The sequence below is a fragment of the Cupriavidus cauae genome (assembly GCF_008632125.1).
GTDB classification, from domain to species: Bacteria; Pseudomonadota; Gammaproteobacteria; order Burkholderiales; family Burkholderiaceae; genus Cupriavidus; species Cupriavidus cauae.
This window is the reverse complement of record NZ_VWRN01000031.1, coordinates 1-20,999: the sequence shown is the minus strand read 5'-3', so window position 1 is coordinate 20,999 and position 20,999 is coordinate 1. Positions and strand designations below refer to the sequence as shown.

Below are 20,999 nucleotides of genomic sequence, written 5' to 3'. Positions count from 1 at the left end.
GGAGCGAGCGGTGAGCGTGATTCTCGAAGTGAAGGACCTGCATGTCCGCTACGGCAAGGTCGAGGCGGTGCACGGGGCCAGCCTGTCGGTCGAGGCCGGCAAGATCGTCACGGTGATCGGCCCCAATGGCGCGGGCAAGTCCACCATGCTGAACGCGATCATGGGGGCGCTGCCGCCGACCGGCTCGGCCAGCGGCATGGTGTCCTACCTTGGCCACGACATGGCGGGCATTCCGGTCGAGGGCCGGGTCGCGCGCGGCATGTGCCTGGTGCCGGAGAAGCGCGAGCTGTTCGGCTCGATGAGCGTCGAGGACAACCTGCGGCTCGGCGCCTTCCGCCGCAAGCGCGCGGGCGAGAAGAACTTCCTCGACCAGATGGACGTGGTCTACGAGCTGTTCCCCCGGCTGCGCGAGCGCGCGCGCCAGGATGCCGGCACGCTGTCCGGCGGCGAGCGCCAGATGCTGGCCGTCGGCCGCGCGCTGATGGCCAAGCCCGAGCTGCTGATGCTGGACGAGCCCAGCCTTGGTCTCGCGCCGCTGATCGTCAAGGAGATCTTCCACATCATCAACGACCTGCGCCGCACCGGCGTGGCGACGCTGCTGATCGAGCAGAACGCGCGCGCGGCGCTGCAGGTGGCCGACTACGGCTATGTGATCGAGACCGGAGAGATCGCGATGGCCGGACCGGCCGACGAGCTGGCCGCCGATCCGCGCGTCATCGAGACCTATCTGGGGCTGGCGAAGAAGGCCGCTTGAAGGCTGGCTTGAAAGCGTGGCCGGACAGCCTTGTCTGACCCTTCCATGCTACGAAAGAATAACGGCGCGCTTCGGTGCGCCGTTATCATTTGTCGCTCTTATGTTCGGCAACGTTCAATTAGCATGATTAATGTTTCTTGCGTTGGATATCTCTTTGTCATCTATCCGGTGAATCGTTACCCCTGACGCGGACCACATCCGGGTCCTGCGCCGCCGTTTCCAGCAGCCACTGGCGGAAACGGTTCAGCGCCGGATGGTCGCGCCGCTCCCGCGGCGCGCACAGGAAGTAGCCCCGCGTCAGACGGATCGGCAAATCGAAGGGCGCCACCACGCGGCCGGCCACGATCTCGTCGCGTACCAGGCAGCGCTGCAACACCGCGATGCCGATATCGGCCTTGACCGCCTGCACCAGAATCGACACCTGGTCGAACCCCGTGGCCAGCGTGGGCGCAGCGTTGGGTACGCCCGCCGCAACGAACCAGTGCTGCCAGTTGGCGGGCGCGCCGGTGTGAAAGAGCAGGGACTCCCGCAGCAGATCCGCCGGCGTCCGCCATTGACCAGCCTCCCGCCGCAGCCGTGCACGCTCCGGATGGCAGACCGGCACCATCTCGCTGCCGATTACGTAGTCCACCTGCAGATTGGGCCAGCTGTTGGCGGTGCCCGCCAGCAGCGCCGCATCGGGTGCGGGCCCCGAGAAATCCTCGTCGCGCCGGTATGGCACGAAGTCGAGGCGGATATCGGGATGGCGCCGATGGAAGTCCGGCAGGCGCGGCACCAGCCAGACGCTGGCCAGCGTGGGCAGGGCGGACAGCGTCAGATGGTGTTGCCGGTCGCCGGCGAGCAGCGCGGCGCTGGCCGATTCGATCGCGGCCAGCGGCTGGGCCACCGCCTCGAGGAAGCCGCGGCCCGCGGCGGTCAGCACCAGCCGATGCGCGTTGCGCTGGATCAGTGGCTGGCCGAAGTGCGCCTCCAGCCTGGCGATCGCCCGGCTGATCGCGCCTTGGGTCACACATAGCTCCTGCGCAGCGCGCGTGAAGCTGCCCAGCCGCGCCGCGGTGGCGAAGGCGTGCAGCTCGGACATCGACGGCGATCGCAGGCGCATGCGGGGCTTCTGCGCTCATCGGCGGATGGGCGCGGCGAGGATGAACTGAGGTAATGGAAGCGTGCAATATAGTCGTTTGTGCACGCTCGGTAAACTGGCCGACACTTGACGCGTCGTGGGCATCTTTGGCCCCGAATCGGCATCGTCCGCCACGTAAAAGACAAGGCAATTCCAAGGAGAACATCGCCATGAACCGAGCCGTGACCACGCGTCGTCGCTTTGTGCTGTCCGCCGTGACTACCGCCGTCACTTCCGCCCTCGCCGCCGCCGTGCTGCTGCCCGCCGCGGCCAGCGCCGCGCCGGCCAACTATCCCAGCCGTCCGATCCGCCTGATCGTGCCCTTCGCCGCCGGCGGCTCCACCGATCTGTCGGCGCGCCTGGTCGCCGAGTACGCTGGCCGCGAGCTGGGCCAGTCGATCGTGGTCGAGAACAAGGGCGGGGCAGGCGGCTCGCTCGGCATGGGCGAAGTCGCCCGCTCGGCGCCGGACGGCTACACGATCGGCATGGCCACGGTCAGCACGCACGGCTCGAACCCGGCGGTCTATCCGAAGCTGAGCTATGACCCGATCAAGGACTTCGTGCCGGTCACCAATGTGGTGGCGATCCCCAGCGTGTTTGCCGTCCATCCGAGCGTGCCGGCCAAGACCATGAAGGAGTTCATCGCGCTGGCCAAGGCCAACCCCGGCAAGTACAGCTTCGCGTCGCCGGGCGCCGGCTCGCTCGGGCACGTGAATATCGAGAACTTCATGATGCTGTCCGGTATCGATCTGCTGCATGTCCCGTACAAGGGCGCCGGCCTGGCGCTGAACGATGCGGTCGCCGGACAGGTCAACGCGATCACCGACAACCTGTCGTCGACGCTGCCGCACGTCAAGGGTGGCCGCCTGCGCGCACTCGCCGTGCTGGGTGCCGGCCGCTCGTCGCAACTGCCGGACGTACCGACCTATGCCGAGCTCGGCTTCAAGGACATGGGCGAGGGCGGCTGGTTCGGCATCGTGGCGCCGGCGGGCACGCCCGCACCGGTGGTCGCCAAGCTGAACGCCGCGATCCACAAGGCGATGCAGAACCCGGACTTCAAGCGCAAGGTCGAGGAATCCGGCGGGACGCTGGTGCCGACCACGCCCGAGCAGTTCAAGGCGCAGATCGAGCAGGCGATGGCCCGCTACGCGCGCGTGGCCAAGACCGCCAAGATCGAGCTGAACTGATGGCGGCGGCGTTCGAACCCATCGTCCGCCGCCTGCCCGAGGGCGAAGCGCTGCCGCTGGTCTGCGATTCGCCCCACAGCGGCACGCGCTATCCCGACGACTTCGGCGCGGCCGTGCCGATGGCGAGGCTGCGCGAAGGCGAGGACACCCACGTCGAGGCGCTGTGGGAGGCGGTGCCTGCGGTCGGCGGCACGCTGATCGCGGCGAACTTCCCGCGCGTCTATATCGATCCGAACCGGATGCCGGACGACCTCGACCCGGCGCTGCTGGACGGGCCTTGGCCCGAGCCGCTGGCCCCGGGCGAGAAGACGCAGCTGGGCTTCGGCCTGGTGTGGCGCAACATCGACGCGAATACGCCGATCTACGCCCGCAAGCTCGGCGTGGCCGAGGTGCGCAACCGCATCGAGCATTACTACCGCCCGTACCATGCGGCGCTGGCGGAAGCGGTGGACACGACCTATCGCCGCTTCGGCGCCGTATGGCATCTGAACCTGCACTCGATGCCGAACAATGCCTACGAGCGGCTGAAGAAGGTCAGCCCGCACCCGCTGGCGGACTTTGTGCTGGGCGACCGCGACGGCACGACCTGCGATCCGGAGTTCGTCGGACTGATCGAATTGGGACTGCGCGACATGGGCTATACCGTTGCGCGCAACGACCCGTACAAGGGGGTGCAGTTGATCGCCCAGATCGGCCGGCCGGCGGAGCGCCGCCACAGCCTGCAGATCGAGATCCGCCGTCCCCTCTACATGGACGAGCGGACTCGGGAGCGCAATGCCAATTTCGGTACGGTGCAGCGGGATATGGGACGGCTGCTGGAGCGGGTGGCGGAGTACTTGCGACAGCAGCGGTGATTCTTCGGCGCCCCAACTGGCGGGGTAGGGGCGCCGCAGCGTAGTGAGGCAGTGGAGAAGGCCGGGCCGATGGCCCGGCCTTCTTTGTTTCACGTGGAACACCGCCTCTGGCAGCGGTGATGGCTCGACGTTTCACGTGAAACAGGGCGAAGCCGTGTGGCGATTGCGTTGTTCCACGTGAAACACGGTCGCGGCGGAAGCACAATGTTTCACGTGGAACGGGAGTCTGTCCCGAATGCCCAAGTGAATGCCGGTATAATTCCGCATCCCGTTTTTCCCTCTCCAGCCTCCCGGAGGAGGTGCCCCCATGCTTTACCCGAAAGAGTTCGATGTCATTGTCGTCGGCGGTGGCCATGCCGGCACCGAAGCGGCCTTGGCCGCGGCCCGCATGGGCTGCCAGACGCTGCTGCTGACCCATAGCATCGAGACGCTGGGGCAGATGAGCTGCAATCCGTCGATCGGCGGCATCGGCAAGGGGCATCTGGTCAAGGAAGTCGACGCGCTTGGCGGTGCCATGGCGGCCGCCACCGACGAGGCCGGCATCCAGTTCCGTATCCTGAACTCCAGCAAGGGCCCGGCTGTGCGCGCCACCCGCGCCCAGGCCGACCGCGTGCTGTATCGCAAGGCGATCCGCACCCGGCTGGAGAATCAACCCAATCTGATGCTGTTCCAGCAGGCCGTCGACGACCTGATGGTCGAGGGCGACCGCGTGGTTGGCGCCGTGACCCAGGTCGGCGTCCGCTTCCGCGCCCGCGCGGTGGTGTTGACCGCCGGCACCTTTCTGGATGGCAAGATCCACGTCGGCCTGGACAACTACACCGGCGGCCGTGCCGGCGATCCGGCCGCGGTCACGCTGTCGGCCCGCCTCAAGGAGCTGAAGCTGCCGCAGGGGCGCCTGAAGACGGGCACGCCGCCGCGTATCGACGGCCGCACCATCGACTTCTCGGTGATGGAAGAGCAGCCCGGTGACCTGGATCCGGTCCCGGTGTTCTCCTTCCTGGGCAGTCCGGAGCAGCATCCGCAGCAGCTGCCGTGCTGGATCACCCACACCAACGCCCGTACCCACGAGATCATCCGGGGTGGGCTGGACCGCTCGCCGATGTACACCGGCGTGATCGAAGGGGTAGGCCCGCGTTACTGCCCGAGCATCGAGGACAAGATCCATCGCTTTGCCAGCAAGGAAAGCCACCAGATCTTCCTGGAACCGGAAGGGCTGACGACGAACGAGTTCTATCCCAATGGCATCTCGACCAGCCTGCCGTTCGACGTGCAGCTGGAGCTGGTGCATTCGATCCGTGGCCTCGAGCACGCCCATATCCTGCGTCCCGGCTATGCGATCGAGTACGACTACTTCGACCCGCGTGCGCTGAAGGCCTCGCTGGAGAGCAAGGCAATCGGCGGGCTGTTCTTCGCCGGCCAGATCAATGGCACCACGGGTTACGAAGAGGCCGCGGCCCAAGGGCTGCTGGCGGGCATCAACGCCGGCCGCTACGCGCAGGAGCGCGAGGCCTGGGCGCCGCGCCGCGACCAGGCTTACCTTGGCGTGCTGGTCGACGACCTGATCACGCGCGGCGTGACCGAGCCGTACCGGATGTTCACCAGCCGCGCCGAATTCCGCCTGAGCCTGCGGGAGGACAACGCCGACATGCGGCTGACCGAGATCGGCCGCGAGCTTGGCGTCGTCGACGACGTCCGCTGGGACGCATTCAATCGCAAGCGCGACGCTGTTTCACGTGAAACAGAGCGTCTGAAGAGCACCTGGGTCAACCCGGCAAGTCTCCCCGCCGAGGACGCCGTGCCGCTGCTGGGCAAGCCGATCGAGCGTGAATACAGCCTGGCGGACCTGCTGCGGCGCCCGGGCGTCGGCTACGACGCGCTGATGGCGCTGCAGGCCGGCCGCCATGCGCCGTCCGAGCCGCTGGCCGAGGACCCGCTGCAGGCCGAACAGATCCGCGAGCAGATCGAGATCGGCATCAAGTACCACGGCTATATCGCCCGCCAGGCGGCCGAGGTCGACAAGCTGGAAGCCAACGAGTCGACCCGGCTACCGGACGACTTCGACTACACCGAAGTGCGCGGCCTCGGCTTCGAGGTCAGCCAGAAGCTGAACCAGCATCGTCCGCAGACGCTTGGCCAGGCTTCACGCATCTCGGGCGTCACGCCGGCGGCGATCTCGCTGCTGCTGGTACACCTGAAGAAGAAGGGCATGGGCCGCGGCAAGTTGGCCGGCTCGGGCCGTGAGGCGGCCTGAGTGAGCGGTTCGCACGCATCCCAGGCGCGGCGCCACGGCGCGGTCGACGAGGCCGCGCAGCGCCGCCGCCTCGAAGCTGGCCTGGCCGCCATCGGCCTGCCGCTCGACGACGCCCGTATCGAGACGCTGCTCGCCTATCTGGCCCTGCTGCGCAAATGGAACGCCACTTATAACCTGACCGCGATCCGCCATCCGGATGAGATGCTGACGCATCATCTGCTGGACTCGCTGGCCGCCGTGCCGGCGCTGGCCGAGGCGGCGCGTCGGCCCGAGGTCGGGCCCGGCGCGCGGGGCAGGGTGCTGGACGTCGGCTCGGGTGGCGGCATGCCGGGCTTGCCGCTGGCCATCGCCTGTCCCGACGTGTCAGTGCTGATGGTGGACATCGTGCAGAAGAAGACCGCCTTCCTGACCCAGTGCCGCGCCCAGCTGAGGCTCGGCAATGCGGCGGCGCATTGGGGACCGGTGGAGAAGCTGGCCGACGCCGACGGTTTCGCCGTGATCACGTCGCGGGCCTTCGCCGAGCTGACCGATTTCGTCACGCTTGCCGGCCACCTGCTGGCCCCGGGCGGACGCATGATCGCAATGAAAGGGGTCTATCCGCACGCCGAACTGGAGCGGATGGAGCAGGCCGGACTGATGTCGGCCTGGCAGGTCGAAGCGGTGCCGCAGCTCGCGGTGCCCGAACTGGACGCGCAGCGCCACCTGGTGGTGCTGTCGCGCCGTGGCGAGCGCAGCGATGCGCGCGCCGACTGAATACAAGCGAGGAGCTGCAGAACCCATGGCAAAGGTATTCGTGATCGCAAACCAGAAGGGCGGGGTGGGCAAGACCACCACCACGGTGAACCTCGCCGCTGGCCTTGCCGCGCAAGGGCAGCGCGTGCTGCTGGTCGATCTCGATCCGCAAGGCAATGCATCGATGGGTTCGGGCATCGACAAGCAGGGGCTGGAGCACAGCGTCTATCAGGTGCTGGTCGGCTTCGCGACGATCCCGCAGGCACGCCAGCGCTCGGAGTCGGGCAAGTACGACGTGCTGCCGGCCAACCGCGAGCTGGCCGGTGCCGAGGTCGAACTGGTCGAGCTCGAGCATCGCGAGCGCCGGCTGCGCCAGGCGCTGGCCGAGGTCGAGGGCGAGTACGATTTCGTGCTGATCGACTGCCCGCCGTCGCTGTCGCTGCTGACGCTGAACGGCCTGTGTGCGGCGCATGGCGTCATCGTGCCGATGCAGTGCGAGTACTTCGCGCTGGAGGGGCTGTCCGACCTGGTCAATACGATCAAGCAGGTGCACGCCAACCTGAACAAGGACCTGAAGGTCATCGGCCTGCTGCGTGTGATGTTCGATCCGCGCGTGACGCTGCAGCAGCAGGTTTCCGCCCAGCTGGAAGCGCATTTCGGCGACAAGGTCTTCAAGACGATGATCCCGCGCAATGTGCGGCTGGCGGAGGCGCCGTCGTACGGCATGCCGGGCGTGGCCTTCGATCCGGCGTCGAAGGGCGCCAAGGCCTATCTCGATTTCGGCGCCGAGATGATCGCGCGCGTCAAGCAACTCGGCCAGATCGCCTGAGCCGGCGAGCGGCAGCAAGCAAGGAGCCACCACCATGAGTACCGCGAAGAAGAAGGGCCTGGGCCGTGGGCTGGAAGCCCTGCTGGGCGGCCCGGCGGAGATCGTCGAGGCGGCGCGCCAGGACGGTTCGCCCACCGTGCTGCGCGTGGATCAGCTGCAGCCCGGCAAGTACCAGCCGCGCACGCGGATGGACGAGGGTGCGCTGCAGGAGCTCGCAGCGAGCATCCGCGCGCAGGGCCTGATGCAGCCAATCCTGGTGCGGCGCGTGGCCGAGCCCGATCGCTACGAGATCATTGCCGGCGAGCGCCGTTTCCGCGCCTCCAAGCTGGCGGGGCTGGACAAGGTGCCGGTGCTGATCAAGGACGTGGCCGACGAGGCCGCGGCGGCGATGGCGCTGATCGAGAACATCCAGCGCGAGGACCTGAACCCGCTGGAAGAGGCGCAAGGCATCATGCGCCTGATCCGCGAATTCAAGTTCACCCACGAGCAGGCCGCCGAGTCGGTCGGCCGCTCGCGCAGCGCGGTGTCGAATCTGCTGCGCCTGCTGAACCTGGCGCAGCCGGTGCAGACCATGCTGATGGCCGGCGATCTCGACATGGGCCATGCGCGCGCGCTGCTCGCGGTGGACGGCGCGCACCAGATCACGCTGGCCAACCAGATCGTCAACAAGCGGCTGTCGGTGCGTGAGACCGAGAAGCTGGTGACCTCGACGCTGAAGCCCTTCGATCTGAAGTCGCTGAAGCAGAAGACCGGGCAGGGCGCGCGCGACGTCGCGCGGCTGGAGGAGGAACTGTCCGACGCGCTCGGCATGCCGGTGCAGATCAAGCTCGGCGCGCGCGGCAAGGGTCAGCTGACGATTCAGTTTTCCAGCAACGATGCGCTCGACGGGGTGCTGGCCCGCTTGCGCGACCCCGCCGCGGGACGGCAGGTCGCATGAGCGCGGTTGGGCGATGATCGCCCAATGGAACAGCGCGAATGGCGCCGGGTTCTTCCCCCGGCGCCATTTTTTTGCTACGCAATCCGATTACGTGTCAGGTCATTGCCGCGCAATATCCGCGCAAGCATGATCGAAGCGAGATAGCAAGAGTTGTGGTGTTTTGCCTTGCAAGGCAACTGTAAGCAGATTGACTCGTTATCCGCATTCCCCGTAAAATCGTGCGGTTTGAATACTGGCCGAGGACGAAAAGTTCCCGGCCAGAACTGCAAGCAGGCAGACCGACAAGTTGTAGTGGCGACAGACCCAAAGCCGCCTCGCGCGGGATCGAATACCGACCGCACCGAGCGGACTTCCGGGCGTCAGGCCGACGAGTGGGATCGCGACGCTTGGGACCGTGACGACTGGCGCGATGACGCGTCCGACGACGGCCCCGCCGCGCCGATCCAGCCGCTGTCGCACGACGACGCGGTGTCGCTGTTCGGCGAACGCGCGCTACGGCCCTCGCGGATGACGCCGGGCAAGGTGGTGCTGGCGCAAGTCGCGGTGACGCTGCTGTCGGCGATCGGCTGGGCGGTGTTCGGCCCCGAGGCCGGACCGTACGGCTGGTCGGCGCTGTTCGGCGGCGCGGTGTGCTGCGTGCCGAGCGCGTTCTTCGCCTTCCGGCTTTGGCTCGCACGGGACCGCGCGTCGATCGGCGGGCTGGTGGTCGGCGAGGCGATCAAGGTGATGGCCACCGTCGCGCTGTTCGTGCTGGTGGTGGTGCTGTACCGCGATCTGCGTTGGGTGCCGATGCTGGTCACGTTCCTGCTTGCGTTGAAGACGTACTGGGTGGCGCTGGCGATTCGATAGATTTTCGAATTGCCGAATTACGGATCGCCATGCCCCGAACCGGTGCCGCGTTGTTCTGATTCAGGGCAATTGAGGGCCGGATTCGAGAAAACAAGATTGGGATGCCACGCCGATTTCGAATCGCGCGCGGCATCGGGAAGTTACGAAGCGACTTGCATTGCGGTGACCGGCCGACGAGCCGAAGGCGGTGCAAGAAGCATACCGAGCGTTCGCGATGGCGAATGCAGGTCAAACAGGTTTCGCAATATACGGTTCGATTCGACATGGCAACTGCTCAAGGCGCTGAAAACGCGCTCACCCCATCCGGCTATATCGCCGAACATTTGCAGAACCTGAATTCGATCGGCGGCAAGCAGGCCTCCGTGGTCGACTTCGGCGTGATCAATTACGACACCGTCTTCTGGTCGGTGCTGTGCGGCGCGATCGCCGTGCTATTCCTGTACCTGGCCGCGCGTCGCGTTACCGCCGGCGTGCCGGGCCGCTTCCAGGCCTTCGTCGAAATGATCGTCGAGATGGTCGACGACCAGGCCAAGGGCATCATCCACGGCGACCGTTCGTGGATCGCGCCGCTGGCGCTGATGGTGTTCTGCTGGATCACCATGATGAACGCGATCGACCTGATCCCGGTTGACTGGGTCCACGGCCTGAACCACCTGCTGGGCGTGTTCGGCGTCCACCTGCCGCACCACAAGGCCGTGGCGACCGCCGACCTGAACGGCACGCTGGGCATGTCGTTCGCCGTGCTGATCCTGATGATCTACTACAGCTTCAAGATCAAGGGCGCGGGCGGCTTCGTGCACGAGCTGCTGTCGGCACCGTTCGGCGGCAAGTGGTACCTGGCCCCGTTCAACCTGGTGCTGAACGTCATCGAATTCCTGGCCAAGGCCGTTTCGCTCGGCATGCGACTGTTCGGCAATATGTACGCCGGCGAACTCGTGTTCCTGCTGATCGCGCTGCTGGGCTCGATGTGGACCTTCGGCGCCGACCTGTCGGCTCTGGGCTTCGTCGGCCACGTGATTGCCGGCGCGGTCTGGGCGATCTTCCACATCCTGATCGTGCTGCTGCAGGCCTTCATTTTCATGATGCTGACGCTGGTGTATCTCGGCCAGGCACACGACAAGCACTGATTTCCGGTTTTTTGGTTTTTGGTTTTTTTGGTTCTAAGTCTCTTCTCAAATTAAAGGAGTCGTCATGCAAGAATTTCTCGCCAACATCCAGGGTCTGACCGCCATCGGTATCGGCATCATCATCGGCCTGGGCGCGATCGGTGCCTGCCTGGGTATCGCTCTGATGGGTGGCAAGTACATCGAAGCCTGCGCGCGTCAGCCGGAACTGATGAACCCGCTGCAGACCAAGATGTTCCTGCTGGCCGGCCTGATCGACGCGGCATTCCTGATCGGTGTGGGCGTGGCCATGCTGTTCGCGTTCGCCAACCCGCTGCTGGCCGTCATTCAGTAAATCTTTTCGGTCTGCATGATGCTGACGGGCGGCGCAGGCCACTAGCCTGGCCGCCTTTGCGCATTTATCTGTAGTTTGTTTACCGAAAGGAACACACCATGAATCTGAACGCAACGTTTTTTGCGCAGATGGTCGTGTTCTTCATCCTGTGGTGGGTTGTCGCCAAATTCATTTGGCCGCCGCTGGTGAAGGCGCTCGACGAACGCGCAAAGAAAATCGCCGACGGTCTCGCGGCTGCCGAAAAGGGCAAGGCCGAACTCGAGCTGGCCAACAAGCGCGTGGACGTGGCCCTGGCCGAAGCCCGCGCCGAAGGTGCGCAACGCGTCGCCGACGCGGAGAAGCGCGCCCAGATGGTCGCCGAAGAGATCAAGCGCAACGCCCAGGCCGAAGCCGCACGCATCATCGCGCAAGCGAAGGCCGATGCCGAACAGCAGGTCACCAAGGCACGCGAGCAGCTGCGCGACCAGGTCGCCGTGCTGGCCGTCAAGGGTGCAGAGCAGATCCTCAAGCGTGAAGTGAATGCGCAGGTCCACGCCGACCTGCTCAACCAACTGAAGGCCGAGCTCTAATCATGGCAGAAACCGCAACCATTGCCCGTCCCTACGCCGAGGCGCTGTTCCGCGTCGCCAGCGAGGCCAACGCCGGCAATCTGGGTGCATGGTCCGAGCTGGTTTCGGAAATGGGGCAGGTCGCGGCCACCCCGGAGATCAAGGCGCTGGCCGACGATCCGAACGTTCCCGGCGACAAGCTGGCCGAACTGTTCCTGTCGGTGCTGAAGTCTCCGGTCAACGACGAGGCGCGCCGCTTCGTGCAGTTGCTGGTGGACAACGACCGCCTGACCGTGCTGCCGGAGATTGCCGAGCAGTTCCATGCGCTGAAGAACGCCCAAGAAGGTTCGGCCGACGTCGAAATCACCAGCGCGTTCCCGCTCGACGGCGCGCCGCTGACCGATCTGGTCGCCTCGCTCGAACGCAAGTTCGGGCGCAAGCTGGTGCCGACCGTGACGGTCGACCCCTCGCTGATCGGCGGCGTTCGCGTCAAGGTGGGCGACGAAGTGCTGGATACCTCGGTGCGCGCGCGCCTGGCCGCCATGCAAGCCGCGCTGACCGCCTGATGTGCGGACAGCCGACGGATTGAAGAATTAGGAGCATTGTGATGCAACTGAACCCCTCAGAAATCAGCGAGCTGATCAAGTCCCGCATCTCGGGCCTTGGCGCCGAAGCTGAAGTGCGCAACACCGGCACGGTGATTTCCGTGACCGATGGCATCTGCCGCGTGCACGGCCTGTCCGGCGTGATGCAGGGCGAGATGCTGGAATTCCCCGGCAACACCTTCGGCCTGGCGCTGAACCTCGAGCGCGACTCTGTCGGCGCCGTGGTGCTGGGCGACTACGAACACATCTCGGAAGGCGACCAGGTCAAGTGCACCGGCCGCATTCTGGAAGTGCCGGTGGGCAAGGAACTGCTGGGCCGCGTGGTCAACACGCTGGGCCAGCCGATCGACGGCAAGGGTCCGATCAACGCCAAGCTGACCGACGTGATCGAGAAGGTCGCCCCGGGCGTGATCGCGCGCCAGTCGGTGAGCCAGCCGGTGCAGACCGGCCTGAAGTCGATCGACGCGATGGTGCCGATCGGCCGCGGCCAGCGCGAGCTGATCATCGGCGACCGCCAGACCGGCAAGACCGCCGTCGCCGTCGACGCGATCATCAACCAGAAGGGCAAGGGCGTCTATTGCGTCTACGTGGCAATCGGCCAGAAGGCTTCGACGATCGCCAACGTGGTGCGCAAGCTGGAAGAGACCGGCGCGATGGAATACACCGTCGTGGTGGCCGCCGCCGCTTCGGACTCGGCCGCCATGCAGTACCTGGCCGCCTACGCCGGCTGCACGATGGGCGAGTACTTCCGCGACCGCGGCGAAGACGCGCTGATCGTCTATGACGACCTGACCAAGCAGGCCTGGGCCTATCGCCAGGTGTCGCTGCTGCTGCGCCGCCCGCCGGGCCGCGAAGCCTACCCGGGCGACGTGTTCTACCTGCACTCGCGCCTGCTGGAGCGCGCCGCCCGCGTCAACGCCGACTACGTCGAGAAGTTCACCAATGGCGAAGTCAAGGGCAAGACCGGTTCGCTGACCGCGCTGCCCGTGATCGAAACGCAGGCCGGCGACGTGTCCGCGTTCGTGCCGACCAACGTGATCTCGATTACCGACGGCCAGATCTTCCTGGAAACCGACCTGTTCAACGCCGGTATCCGTCCCGCGATCAACGCCGGTATCTCGGTGTCGCGCGTCGGTGGCGCTGCGCAGACCAAGGTCGTCAAGAAGCTGTCCGGCGGTATCCGTACCGACCTGGCCCAGTACCGTGAACTGGCTGCGTTCGCGCAGTTCGCCTCGGACCTGGACGATGCCACCCGCAAGCAGCTCGAGCGCGGCCGCCGCGTGATGGAACTGCTCAAGCAGCCGCAGTACCAGCCGCTGCAGGTGTGGCAGCTGGCCGCGTCGCTGTACGCCGCCAACAATGGCTTCCTCGACAACGTGGAAGTGAAGGACATCCTGCCGTTCGAAAAGGGCCTGCACGACCACCTGAAGACCAAGTACGCCGATCTCGTCAACCGTATCGAAGACACCAAGGATCTGTCGAAGGACGACGAAGCTGCCCTGCGTGCCGCGATCGAGGATTTCAAGAAGTCCGCCGCGTTCTAACCGCGTGATTCCACGGACCGCGCAACCGGCGTCGGCCTGAAAAAGGGCGACGGCCGGGCGCGCGGCACGACTGGAGAGGAAGATATGGCCGGAACGAAAGAGATTCGAACCAAGATCAAGAGCGTGCAGAACACGCGCAAGATCACCAAGGCGATGGAAATGGTCGCCGCATCCAAGATGCGCAAGGCGCAGGAGCGGATGCGTGCTGCCCGCCCGTACGCCGAGAAGGTGCGCAACATTGCCGCGCACCTGGCCACGGCCAACCCGGAGTTCAAGCATCCGTTCCTGCAGGCGCGCGACGTCAAGCGCGCCGGCTTGATCGTGGTGACGACCGACAAGGGGCTGTGCGGCGGCCTGAACACCAACGTGCTGCGCGCCGTCACCAACGAGCTGCGCGACTGGCAGAACCGCGGTGTGCAGGTGCAAACCACCGCGATCGGCACCAAGGGGATGCAGTTCCTGGGCCGCGTTGGTGCCAAGGTGGTCTCGCACGTGGTGCATCTGGGCGATACGCCGCATCTGGAAAAGCTGATCGGCGCGATCAAGGTCCAGCTCGACGCCTTCACCAATGGTGAGGTGGACGCCGTGTACCTGGCGTACACGAAGTTCGTCAACACCATGAAGCAGGAGCCGATGGTCGAGCAGCTGCTGCCGCTGTCCGCCGAGCGGATGGCGCAGACCGAAGAGGAAAAGCGCGCTTACTCGTGGGATTACATCTACGAGCCCGACGCCCAGACGGTGGTGGAAGACCTGCTGGTCCGCTACGTCGAAGCGCTGGTGTACCAAGCCGTGGCCGAGAACATGGCGTCCGAGCAGTCGGCGCGCATGGTGGCCATGAAGGCGGCGTCCGACAACGCCAAGAACGTGATTGCAGAACTGCAGCTGGACTACAACAAGACCCGCCAGGCAGCGATCACCAAGGAATTGTCGGAAATCGTCAGCGGTGCGGCAGCCGTGTAACTGACGAGACTGGGCGTCAAGAATTCAAGCTATCGGAGATACGAAATGAGTATCGGAAATATTGTGCAGTGTATTGGCGCCGTGGTGGACATCGAGTTCCCCCGCGACGCGCTGCCGAAGGTGTACGACGCGCTGGTGCTGGAAGAGAGCAACGAAGCGTCGTTCGCCGAGAAGGGCCTGACCTTCGAAGTGCAGCAGCAGCTCGGTGACGGCGTCGTCCGTACCATCGCGCTGGGCTCGTCCGACGGCCTGCGCCGCGGCATGGCCGTGAAGAACACCGGCGCGCCGATTTCGGTGCCGGTCGGTCACGGCACGCTGGGCCGCATCATGGACGTGCTGGGTCGTCCCATCGACGAAGCCGGCCCGATCGCCGCGGACGAAGTGCGCGCGATTCACCAGAAGGCCCCGCAGTTCGACGAACTGTCGCCTTCGGTGGACCTGCTCGAAACCGGCATCAAGGTGATCGACCTGGTCTGCCCGTTCGCCAAGGGCGGCAAGGTTGGCCTGTTCGGCGGCGCCGGCGTCGGCAAGACCGTCAACATGATGGAACTGATCAACAACATCGCCAAGCAGCACAGCGGCTTGTCGGTGTTCGCCGGCGTGGGCGAGCGTACCCGTGAAGGGAACGACTTCTACCACGAAATGAAGGACTCGAACGTGCTCGACAAGGTGGCCATGGTGTTCGGCCAGATGAACGAGCCGCCGGGCAACCGTCTGCGCGTGGCGCTGACCGGCCTGACGATGGCCGAGCGTTTCCGCGACGAAGGCCGCGACATCCTGTTCTTCGTCGACAACATCTACCGCTACACGCTGGCCGGTACCGAAGTGTCGGCACTGCTGGGCCGTATGCCTTCCGCCGTGGGCTATCAGCCGACGCTGGCTGAAGAAATGGGCAAGCTGCAGGAGCGCATCACGTCGACCAAGACCGGCTCGATCACCTCGATCCAGGCCGTGTACGTGCCGGCGGATGACCTGACCGACCCGTCGCCCGCTACCACCTTCCTGCACCTGGACTCGACCGTCGTGCTGTCGCGTGACATCGCCGCGCTGGGTATCTACCCCGCCGTCGATCCGCTCGACTCGACCTCGCGCCAGCTGGATCCGCAGATCGTCGGTACCGAGCACTACGAAGTGGCCCGCCGCGTCCAGCAGACGCTGCAGCGCTACAAGGAACTGCGCGACATCATCGCGATTCTGGGCATGGACGAACTGTCGCCGGAAGACAAGCTGGCGGTGGCGCGTGCACGGAAGATCCAGCGTTTCCTGTCGCAGCCCTTCCACGTCGCGGAAGTGTTCACGGGTTCGCCGGGCAAGTACGTGCCGCTGAAGGAAACCATCCGCGGCTTCAAGATGCTGGTGGACGGCGAGTGCGATCACCTGCCCGAGCAGGCGTTCTACATGGTCGGCTCGATCGACGAAGCCTTCGAGAAGGCCAAGAAGCTCCAGTAAGCCTCGCCAGGCGACGGCGCGCCGGCACGGTTTCCGTGCGCAGGCGCGCCGCCGTTCCAAGCGAAGCGACTGGACAAAGGAATTCACATGGCAACCATTCTTGTAGACGTCGTCAGCGCGGAAGCCTCGATCTTCTCCGGCCAGGCGAAGTTCGTGGCGCTGCCGGGCGAGTCGGGTGAGCTGGGCATCCTGCCCGGGCACACGCCGCTGATCACGCGCATCCATCCGGGTGCGGTGCGGATCGAGAAGGAAGACGGCAGCGAAGAGTTCGTGTTCGTCGCCGGCGGCATTCTGGAAGTCCAGCCCAAGCACGTGACCGTGCTGGCCGACACCGCGATCCGTGGCACCGACCTCGACGAGGCCAAGGCGCAGGAAGCAAAGCGTGCCGCCGAGGAACTTCTGCAGAACCAGAGCAGCGAGTTCGACCTGGCGCGTGCGCAGAGCGAGCTGGCGGTTGCGGCCGCCCAGCTGGCGGCCATCGCCCGCCTGCGCCGGAAGAAGTAAGCAGGACCCCGTCCAGGCGTTGCTTTTTCGTCAGCGCGAAGGAAAAAGGCAGCCGCGAGGCTGCCTTTTTTCATGATGCGAGCTATGCTGTTGGCTGAAGTCAGACAAACACTGACAAAAAACTAAAAACACAAAAAAAAGCGCGCGGGCCGGGGAGGCGCCGCGCGGACGGGAAAATCCCTTCGAGGGGTCAATTCGAAGGAACGGGTTCGGTCGGGCGACGTGTAGCGCGTCCTGTTGCAGGGACAGCCTGTCTCGCAGGCTTCGCTACCGTTCGCCACAGCACCGGCATCCGATCTGGCGCATACTCGACTACTATTGGCGCCGTTTATCGGGACACCGGCAATACATTCTGCTGCTGGGCTTTCTTCAGGGCGCCTGCGGCTCTCTGGCTTGCGGCGCCGTCACAAAGTTCACAATGTGTCAAAGCATTGTGGGGGAAACTTCCCCCTATGGCAGTAACAAAGTGTATCGGTTTGCAAGTAGTTGAAAGCGAAAAGACGGCAAATTGGCCGCAATAGCCACAAAAATAGGCACACTCTGTTGGCTATCGCACGCTGGCATCGTTCTGGTGCATGACTATTTCCGTTTCGGCACTGCTCGCCGGATCACCTCGTCGGGGTTGACGCCCGGTGCGTGCACCGGCAGTGTTCCATCGCTGCGGGTGTCTTGCCCGCCTGCCAAGGAGCACTGAATGGATACCATGCAGGCCGATATTGAGGGCATGCTGAAGCTGCGCACGGTCGCCGTGGTTGGGCTGTCCGACAAGCCCGAGCGCGCGAGTCACGAGGTGGCCGCCTTCCTGCAGCGGCACGGTCACCGCATCGTCCCCATCAACCCGAACCACGCCGGCGAATCGATCCTGGGCGAGCGCTGCCATGCCTCGCTGCACGACGCCGCGCAAGTGTTGGCGGCGGAGGGCGCGCGCATCGAGTGGGTCGATATCTTCCGGCGCTCGCCCGATGTGCCGCCGGTCGTAGAGGAGGCGATCGCGATCGGTGCGCGAGGCGTCTGGCTGCAACTGGGCATCGTCAACGACGAGGCGTTGGCCCGCGCGAAGGACGCCGGGCTGATGGCGGTACAGGACCGCTGCAGCAAGATAGAAACGACGCGCGGTTGAGCGGCGTCGCCGCGTATCATTCGACCCCCTTCGCTTTCCGTCTTCCATCCTCACCTCCCACGAATTCGCCCAGGGACGCCATGGCCATCGACCCCGACCTGCTTGCCTACTATCGCGGACTCGCCGAGCGCTATGCCGGCGCGCCGGTGCCCGCCGATGCGCTCGAGCGGCGCGCCCGCTTCCGCGAGGTTGCGGCGCTGTCGTATCGTCCCGATCCGGAAGGGCTCGCCGTGTCCGAGCTGCCTATCGCACTGGAGGGCAGGACGCTGAACGCACGCCTGTTCCGGCCCATCGCGGTGGCGAGGCCGCGTCTGCTGGTCTATTTCCACGGCGGCGGCTGGGTCGTCGGCTCGCACGAGACCCACCACGGCGTCGCCGCGGCACTGGCGCTCGATACCGGCTGTGCGGTCGTCAGCGTCGACTACCGGCTCGCGCCCGAGCATCCCTATCCCGCGCCCTGCGACGATGCGCTCGACGCCTTGCGATGGCTGGCGCAGCGGCGCAACGCCCTCGAAGTCGATCCGCGCTTTCTGGCGGTCGCTGGCGACAGCGCCGGCGGCCACCTGGCGGCGCAGGCCGCCGCGCTTGCCAATGCCGATACGCCGGGCCTGGTGCGCGCGCAGTTCCTGATCTATCCCGTCACCGCACCCCGCTTCGCCAGCGAGAGCTATCGCGCCTTTGCCGCCGGCCCTGGCCTGACGCGCGACGAAATGACGTGGTACTGGACGCAGTTCATCGGCGAAGCCCGGCTCGCCGACGGTACGGCAATGGACGATCCTCGCCTGCATCTGATGGCCGCGCTCCCCGGCCGCTCCACCGCGGTCCCGCCGGCGACGGTGGTGCTGGTGGCGGCGCATGACGTGCTGCGCGACGACGGCCTCGCCTACGCCGATTATCTGGTGCGCGAGGGCGCCGCCGTGATCACCATCGAGGCGAGCGGCATGACCCATGGCTTCGCCCGCCTGCAGGGCGAATCGCCGCGGGCCCGGGAATGGATGCGGCGCGGCGCCCAGGCCTTCGCCCAGTTGCTGGACGAGGAATGACGCTCGACGGGATCGAGGCTGGACGAGGAGGGCGGTCTGAAAAGAATGAGGCAGAACAAGCAATGAAGCCGGGCGCACCGGCGCGCGGAATCACCGGGGCGCCATGCCCGTAATACTGCCGGCGGCGGTGTGGCGATCCCGTAGAATGGCGGGCTGACGAGGACCACCATGACCGCACTGCAGAACGACATCTTCCTGCGCGCGCTGCGCCGCCAGCCGACCGAATACACGCCGCTGTGGCTGATGCGCCAGGCCGGGCGCTATCTGCCCGAATACAACGCCACACGCGCACGGGCCGGCAGCTTCCTTGGGCTGGCCAAGAATCCGGCGTTTGCCACCGAAGTCACCCTGCAGCCGCTCGACCGCTTTCCGCTCGACGCCGCAATCCTGTTCTCGGACATCCTGACCGTACCCGACGCGATGGGCCTCGGCCTGTCGTTTGCCCAGGGCGAAGGCCCGCGCTTCGCGCGGCCGCTGCGCACCGAGGCCGATGTCGCCAGGCTGGCGGCGCCGGATATGGGCGAACTGCAGTACGTGTTCGATGCGGTCGCGTCGATCCGGCGTGCCCTGGTACAGGACGGACGCCAGCGCGTGCCGCTGATCGGCTTCTCCGGCAGCCCCTGGACGCTGGCCTGCTATATGGTCGAAGGCGGCGGCTCGGACGACTTCCGGCTGGTCAAGGGCATGATGTACGCCCGCCCGGACCTGATGCACCGGATCCTGGAGATCAATGCGCAGGCCGTGTCCGCCTATCTGAACGCGCAGATCGAGGCGGGCGCCCAGGCCGTGATGCTGTTCGATACCTGGGGCGGCACGCTGGCCGACGGCATGTACCAGCGCTTTTCGCTCGACTACATGCGCAAGGTCATCGCGGGCCTGCGCCGCGAGCATCAGGGCGAGAACGTGCCGGTGATCGTCTTTACCAAGGGCGGCGGCCTGTGGCTGGAGCAGCTGGCCGACAGCGGCGCCGATGCCATCGGCCTGGACTGGACGGTCAATCTGGCCGCCGCGCGCCGGCGTACCGGAGGCCGCGTGGCCCTGCAGGGCAATCTGGACCCGACCGTGCTGTTCGCCGACGAGGCCGGCATCCGCGAACAGGCCCGCAGGGTGCTGGACGATTACGCGGCCGGCGGCGGCAGCGATGGCCACGTCTTCAACCTCGGACATGGAATCTCGCAATTCACGCCGCCCGAGAGCGTAACGGTGCTGGTCGACGAAGTGCACCGCCACAGCCGTGCGCTGCGGCAGCGCGACGGCGCCCAGGCATAGGCCCGCGCACGCCGGTGCCGGTGCGTCTGCGCTGCCGAATCGTGTGCATGCGGGGCGCCATCGTGGCGCTTCGGCGATGAATCGGTGCCTGTCAAGGCTTGACTTATGCACACAAATGGGCTTTCCGCAGTGCACGACGGGGTTATCACTTAACACAATCGGGGGATATTGCTAAGTCATTGATTTTTAATGGCTTGACAGCAGGCGCTGGAGCATGGTCATGGTCCCGAAAGCCTTGTTTCGCGCGCCTTTACGGCAAGTTGGCCCGAGTTTTCAACAAAGTTATCCACAGGCGATGTGGAGAGAGGGGAAAACTGGTCATCTATCATCGACTTAGCCCCACATTTGAAGTTTTACTTTAAGTTGATGCTGCACCGCACCCAACGACCGGCACGCCGTCCTCGTACTCCCGGCCTCGCCCCGCCGATGCAGAGTCTTGGCAACGAAGTGTCGTGTATGGTGCACACTTCGGTGCCGGCGGAATTTGCCGGCCGTCCTCGCCCCCGCCCCCGCTGATCGTGTCGTCCCCGTCCTCATCCCTGGCAAGCCCGCCGCCGCAGAACGAAGTCGGCGGCGCTGCGTCGCCGCTGGTGCAGATCGCGCTGGACACGCCCGCAGACGACCGCTTCGATTATCTGAACGCCGAGCTCGACGGCAGGCACGTCCGTCCGGGCGAGCTCGTTGCCGTGCCGTTCGGCCGGCGCGAGATGGTGGGGGTCGCGATTGCGGGTACCGATCGCAGCGAGGTGCCCGCCGACCGGCTGCGTCCGGTATCGCAGCGGCTGGGCTGGCTGCCGCCCCTCAATGCGCACTGGCTGGCGCTGGCCTCTTTTGCGGCCGCCTATTACCACCGGCGTCTGGGCGAGGTGATCCTGCCCGCCTTGCCGCCCGGTTTGCGCGACGCGCAGGCCTGGCCCCGGCTGGCGGCGCGCGCGCGCACCGAGCGGTTCCGGCTGCGCGAGGGCTGCGCCGAGGCGCTGCTGGCC

21 protein-coding genes are annotated in these 20,999 nt (G+C 65.9%); 20 read left to right on the top strand and 1 reads right to left on the bottom strand.

Annotation, left to right across the window (positions count from 1 at the left end; all coding sequences use genetic code 11):
* Positions 1 to 10: 10 nt before the first annotated feature.
* A complete protein-coding gene (locus F1599_RS11100; RefSeq protein WP_149317469.1) occupies positions 11 to 754 on the top strand; it encodes an ABC transporter ATP-binding protein in 744 nt (247 codons plus the stop codon).
* A 157-nt stretch (positions 755 to 911) separates the two neighbouring features.
* On the opposite strand, the gene F1599_RS11095 is transcribed toward F1599_RS11100, so the two are convergent.
* On the bottom strand, positions 912 to 1,856 hold the full coding sequence (locus F1599_RS11095; RefSeq protein WP_149317470.1) for a LysR substrate-binding domain-containing protein: 945 nt from the start codon (positions 1,854 to 1,856) through the stop codon (positions 912 to 914).
* Between the two features lie 188 nt (positions 1,857 to 2,044).
* Here F1599_RS11095 and F1599_RS11090 point away from each other — a divergent pair, with 188 nt between their 5' ends.
* The 19 genes from F1599_RS11090 to F1599_RS11000 all read left to right on the top strand — a co-directional run.
* Positions 2,045 to 3,061: a tripartite tricarboxylate transporter substrate binding protein BugE gene (locus tag F1599_RS11090; RefSeq protein WP_150083135.1), complete on the top strand. Its 1,017-nt coding sequence runs from the start codon at positions 2,045 to 2,047 to the stop codon at positions 3,059 to 3,061.
* On the top strand, positions 3,061 to 3,915 hold the full coding sequence (locus F1599_RS11085) for an N-formylglutamate amidohydrolase (protein ID WP_149317472.1): 855 nt from the start codon (positions 3,061 to 3,063) through the stop codon (positions 3,913 to 3,915). Before F1599_RS11090 ends, F1599_RS11085 begins: the two co-directional genes overlap by 1 nt.
* A gap of 307 nt (positions 3,916 to 4,222) precedes the next feature.
* On the top strand, positions 4,223 to 6,166 hold the full coding sequence (gene mnmG / locus F1599_RS11080) for a tRNA uridine-5-carboxymethylaminomethyl(34) synthesis enzyme MnmG (protein ID WP_150083133.1): 1,944 nt from the start codon (positions 4,223 to 4,225) through the stop codon (positions 6,164 to 6,166).
* Positions 6,167 to 6,919, top strand: coding sequence for a 16S rRNA (guanine(527)-N(7))-methyltransferase RsmG (gene rsmG, locus F1599_RS11075; protein WP_150083132.1), 753 nt, complete (start codon positions 6,167 to 6,169; stop codon positions 6,917 to 6,919).
* Between the two features lie 25 nt (positions 6,920 to 6,944).
* Complete coding sequence (locus F1599_RS11070; RefSeq protein WP_149317475.1) at positions 6,945 to 7,727, top strand: ParA family protein; 783 nt, start codon at positions 6,945 to 6,947, stop codon at positions 7,725 to 7,727.
* Positions 7,728 to 7,761: 34 nt separating this feature from the next.
* On the top strand, positions 7,762 to 8,664 hold the full coding sequence (locus tag F1599_RS11065; RefSeq protein ID WP_149317476.1) for a ParB/RepB/Spo0J family partition protein: 903 nt from the start codon (positions 7,762 to 7,764) through the stop codon (positions 8,662 to 8,664).
* A gap of 291 nt (positions 8,665 to 8,955) precedes the next feature.
* Positions 8,956 to 9,513 carry an ATP synthase subunit I gene (locus tag F1599_RS11060; RefSeq protein ID WP_149317477.1) on the top strand — a complete coding sequence of 186 codons (558 nt, stop codon included), beginning with the start codon at positions 8,956 to 8,958 and terminating at the stop codon, positions 9,511 to 9,513.
* Between the two features lie 263 nt (positions 9,514 to 9,776).
* On the top strand, positions 9,777 to 10,640 hold the full coding sequence (atpB, locus tag F1599_RS11055) for a F0F1 ATP synthase subunit A (RefSeq protein WP_149317478.1): 864 nt from the start codon (positions 9,777 to 9,779) through the stop codon (positions 10,638 to 10,640).
* A gap of 64 nt (positions 10,641 to 10,704) precedes the next feature.
* Complete coding sequence (atpE, locus tag F1599_RS11050; RefSeq protein ID WP_006579745.1) at positions 10,705 to 10,971, top strand: F0F1 ATP synthase subunit C; 267 nt, start codon at positions 10,705 to 10,707, stop codon at positions 10,969 to 10,971.
* A 98-nt stretch (positions 10,972 to 11,069) separates the two neighbouring features.
* Positions 11,070 to 11,540, top strand: coding sequence for a F0F1 ATP synthase subunit B (locus F1599_RS11045; protein WP_149317479.1), 471 nt, complete (start codon positions 11,070 to 11,072; stop codon positions 11,538 to 11,540).
* Positions 11,541 to 11,542: 2 nt separating this feature from the next.
* Positions 11,543 to 12,085 carry a F0F1 ATP synthase subunit delta gene (locus F1599_RS11040; protein ID WP_053822841.1) on the top strand — a complete coding sequence of 181 codons (543 nt, stop codon included), beginning with the start codon at positions 11,543 to 11,545 and terminating at the stop codon, positions 12,083 to 12,085.
* Between the two features lie 41 nt (positions 12,086 to 12,126).
* On the top strand, positions 12,127 to 13,668 hold the full coding sequence (atpA, locus tag F1599_RS11035) for a F0F1 ATP synthase subunit alpha (protein WP_149317480.1): 1,542 nt from the start codon (positions 12,127 to 12,129) through the stop codon (positions 13,666 to 13,668).
* A gap of 84 nt (positions 13,669 to 13,752) precedes the next feature.
* Positions 13,753 to 14,628, top strand: a complete 876-nt coding sequence (gene atpG, locus F1599_RS11030; protein ID WP_149317481.1) for a F0F1 ATP synthase subunit gamma — start codon at positions 13,753 to 13,755, stop codon at positions 14,626 to 14,628.
* Positions 14,629 to 14,673: 45 nt separating this feature from the next.
* Positions 14,674 to 16,077 carry a F0F1 ATP synthase subunit beta gene (gene atpD, locus F1599_RS11025; protein ID WP_023264072.1) on the top strand — a complete coding sequence of 468 codons (1,404 nt, stop codon included), beginning with the start codon at positions 14,674 to 14,676 and terminating at the stop codon, positions 16,075 to 16,077.
* An 87-nt stretch (positions 16,078 to 16,164) separates the two neighbouring features.
* Positions 16,165 to 16,581, top strand: a complete 417-nt coding sequence (locus F1599_RS11020; protein WP_149317482.1) for a F0F1 ATP synthase subunit epsilon — start codon at positions 16,165 to 16,167, stop codon at positions 16,579 to 16,581.
* Between the two features lie 694 nt (positions 16,582 to 17,275).
* Positions 17,276 to 17,701: a CoA-binding protein gene (locus tag F1599_RS11015; protein ID WP_150083130.1), complete on the top strand. Its 426-nt coding sequence runs from the start codon at positions 17,276 to 17,278 to the stop codon at positions 17,699 to 17,701.
* An 80-nt stretch (positions 17,702 to 17,781) separates the two neighbouring features.
* Positions 17,782 to 18,744, top strand: coding sequence for an alpha/beta hydrolase (locus tag F1599_RS11010; RefSeq protein ID WP_150083129.1), 963 nt, complete (start codon positions 17,782 to 17,784; stop codon positions 18,742 to 18,744).
* Positions 18,745 to 18,912: 168 nt separating this feature from the next.
* A complete protein-coding gene (hemE, locus tag F1599_RS11005; protein ID WP_150083127.1) occupies positions 18,913 to 20,013 on the top strand; it encodes a uroporphyrinogen decarboxylase in 1,101 nt (366 codons plus the stop codon).
* A gap of 587 nt (positions 20,014 to 20,600) precedes the next feature.
* Positions 20,601 to 20,999, top strand: a 399-nt coding sequence (locus F1599_RS11000) for a primosomal protein N' family DNA-binding protein (protein WP_455423657.1), incomplete at its 3' end; no start/stop codon positions are given.

What these genes read in the sequence shown, in the direction of transcription:
- F1599_RS11095 (WP_149317470.1), bottom strand. Translation starts at nt 1,856, where the DNA reads ATGCGCCTGCGATCGCCGTCGATGTCCGAGCTGCACGCCTTCGCCACC.
- F1599_RS11090 (WP_150083135.1), top strand. Translation starts at nt 2,045, where the DNA reads ATGAACCGAGCCGTGACCACGCGTCGTCGCTTTGTGCTGTCCGCCGTG.
- F1599_RS11085 (WP_149317472.1), top strand. Translation starts at nt 3,061, where the DNA reads ATGGCGGCGGCGTTCGAACCCATCGTCCGCCGCCTGCCCGAGGGCGAA.
- mnmG (WP_150083133.1), top strand. Translation starts at nt 4,223, where the DNA reads ATGCTTTACCCGAAAGAGTTCGATGTCATTGTCGTCGGCGGTGGCCAT.
- F1599_RS11070 (WP_149317475.1), top strand. Translation starts at nt 6,945, where the DNA reads ATGGCAAAGGTATTCGTGATCGCAAACCAGAAGGGCGGGGTGGGCAAG.
- F1599_RS11065 (WP_149317476.1), top strand. Translation starts at nt 7,762, where the DNA reads ATGAGTACCGCGAAGAAGAAGGGCCTGGGCCGTGGGCTGGAAGCCCTG.
- atpB (WP_149317478.1), top strand. Translation starts at nt 9,777, where the DNA reads ATGGCAACTGCTCAAGGCGCTGAAAACGCGCTCACCCCATCCGGCTAT.
- atpE (WP_006579745.1), top strand. Translation starts at nt 10,705, where the DNA reads ATGCAAGAATTTCTCGCCAACATCCAGGGTCTGACCGCCATCGGTATC.
- F1599_RS11045 (WP_149317479.1), top strand. Translation starts at nt 11,070, where the DNA reads ATGAATCTGAACGCAACGTTTTTTGCGCAGATGGTCGTGTTCTTCATC.
- F1599_RS11040 (WP_053822841.1), top strand. Translation starts at nt 11,543, where the DNA reads ATGGCAGAAACCGCAACCATTGCCCGTCCCTACGCCGAGGCGCTGTTC.
- atpA (WP_149317480.1), top strand. Translation starts at nt 12,127, where the DNA reads ATGCAACTGAACCCCTCAGAAATCAGCGAGCTGATCAAGTCCCGCATC.
- atpG (WP_149317481.1), top strand. Translation starts at nt 13,753, where the DNA reads ATGGCCGGAACGAAAGAGATTCGAACCAAGATCAAGAGCGTGCAGAAC.
- atpD (WP_023264072.1), top strand. Translation starts at nt 14,674, where the DNA reads ATGAGTATCGGAAATATTGTGCAGTGTATTGGCGCCGTGGTGGACATC.
- F1599_RS11020 (WP_149317482.1), top strand. Translation starts at nt 16,165, where the DNA reads ATGGCAACCATTCTTGTAGACGTCGTCAGCGCGGAAGCCTCGATCTTC.
- F1599_RS11015 (WP_150083130.1), top strand. Translation starts at nt 17,276, where the DNA reads ATGGATACCATGCAGGCCGATATTGAGGGCATGCTGAAGCTGCGCACG.
- F1599_RS11010 (WP_150083129.1), top strand. Translation starts at nt 17,782, where the DNA reads ATGGCCATCGACCCCGACCTGCTTGCCTACTATCGCGGACTCGCCGAG.
- hemE (WP_150083127.1), top strand. Translation starts at nt 18,913, where the DNA reads ATGACCGCACTGCAGAACGACATCTTCCTGCGCGCGCTGCGCCGCCAG.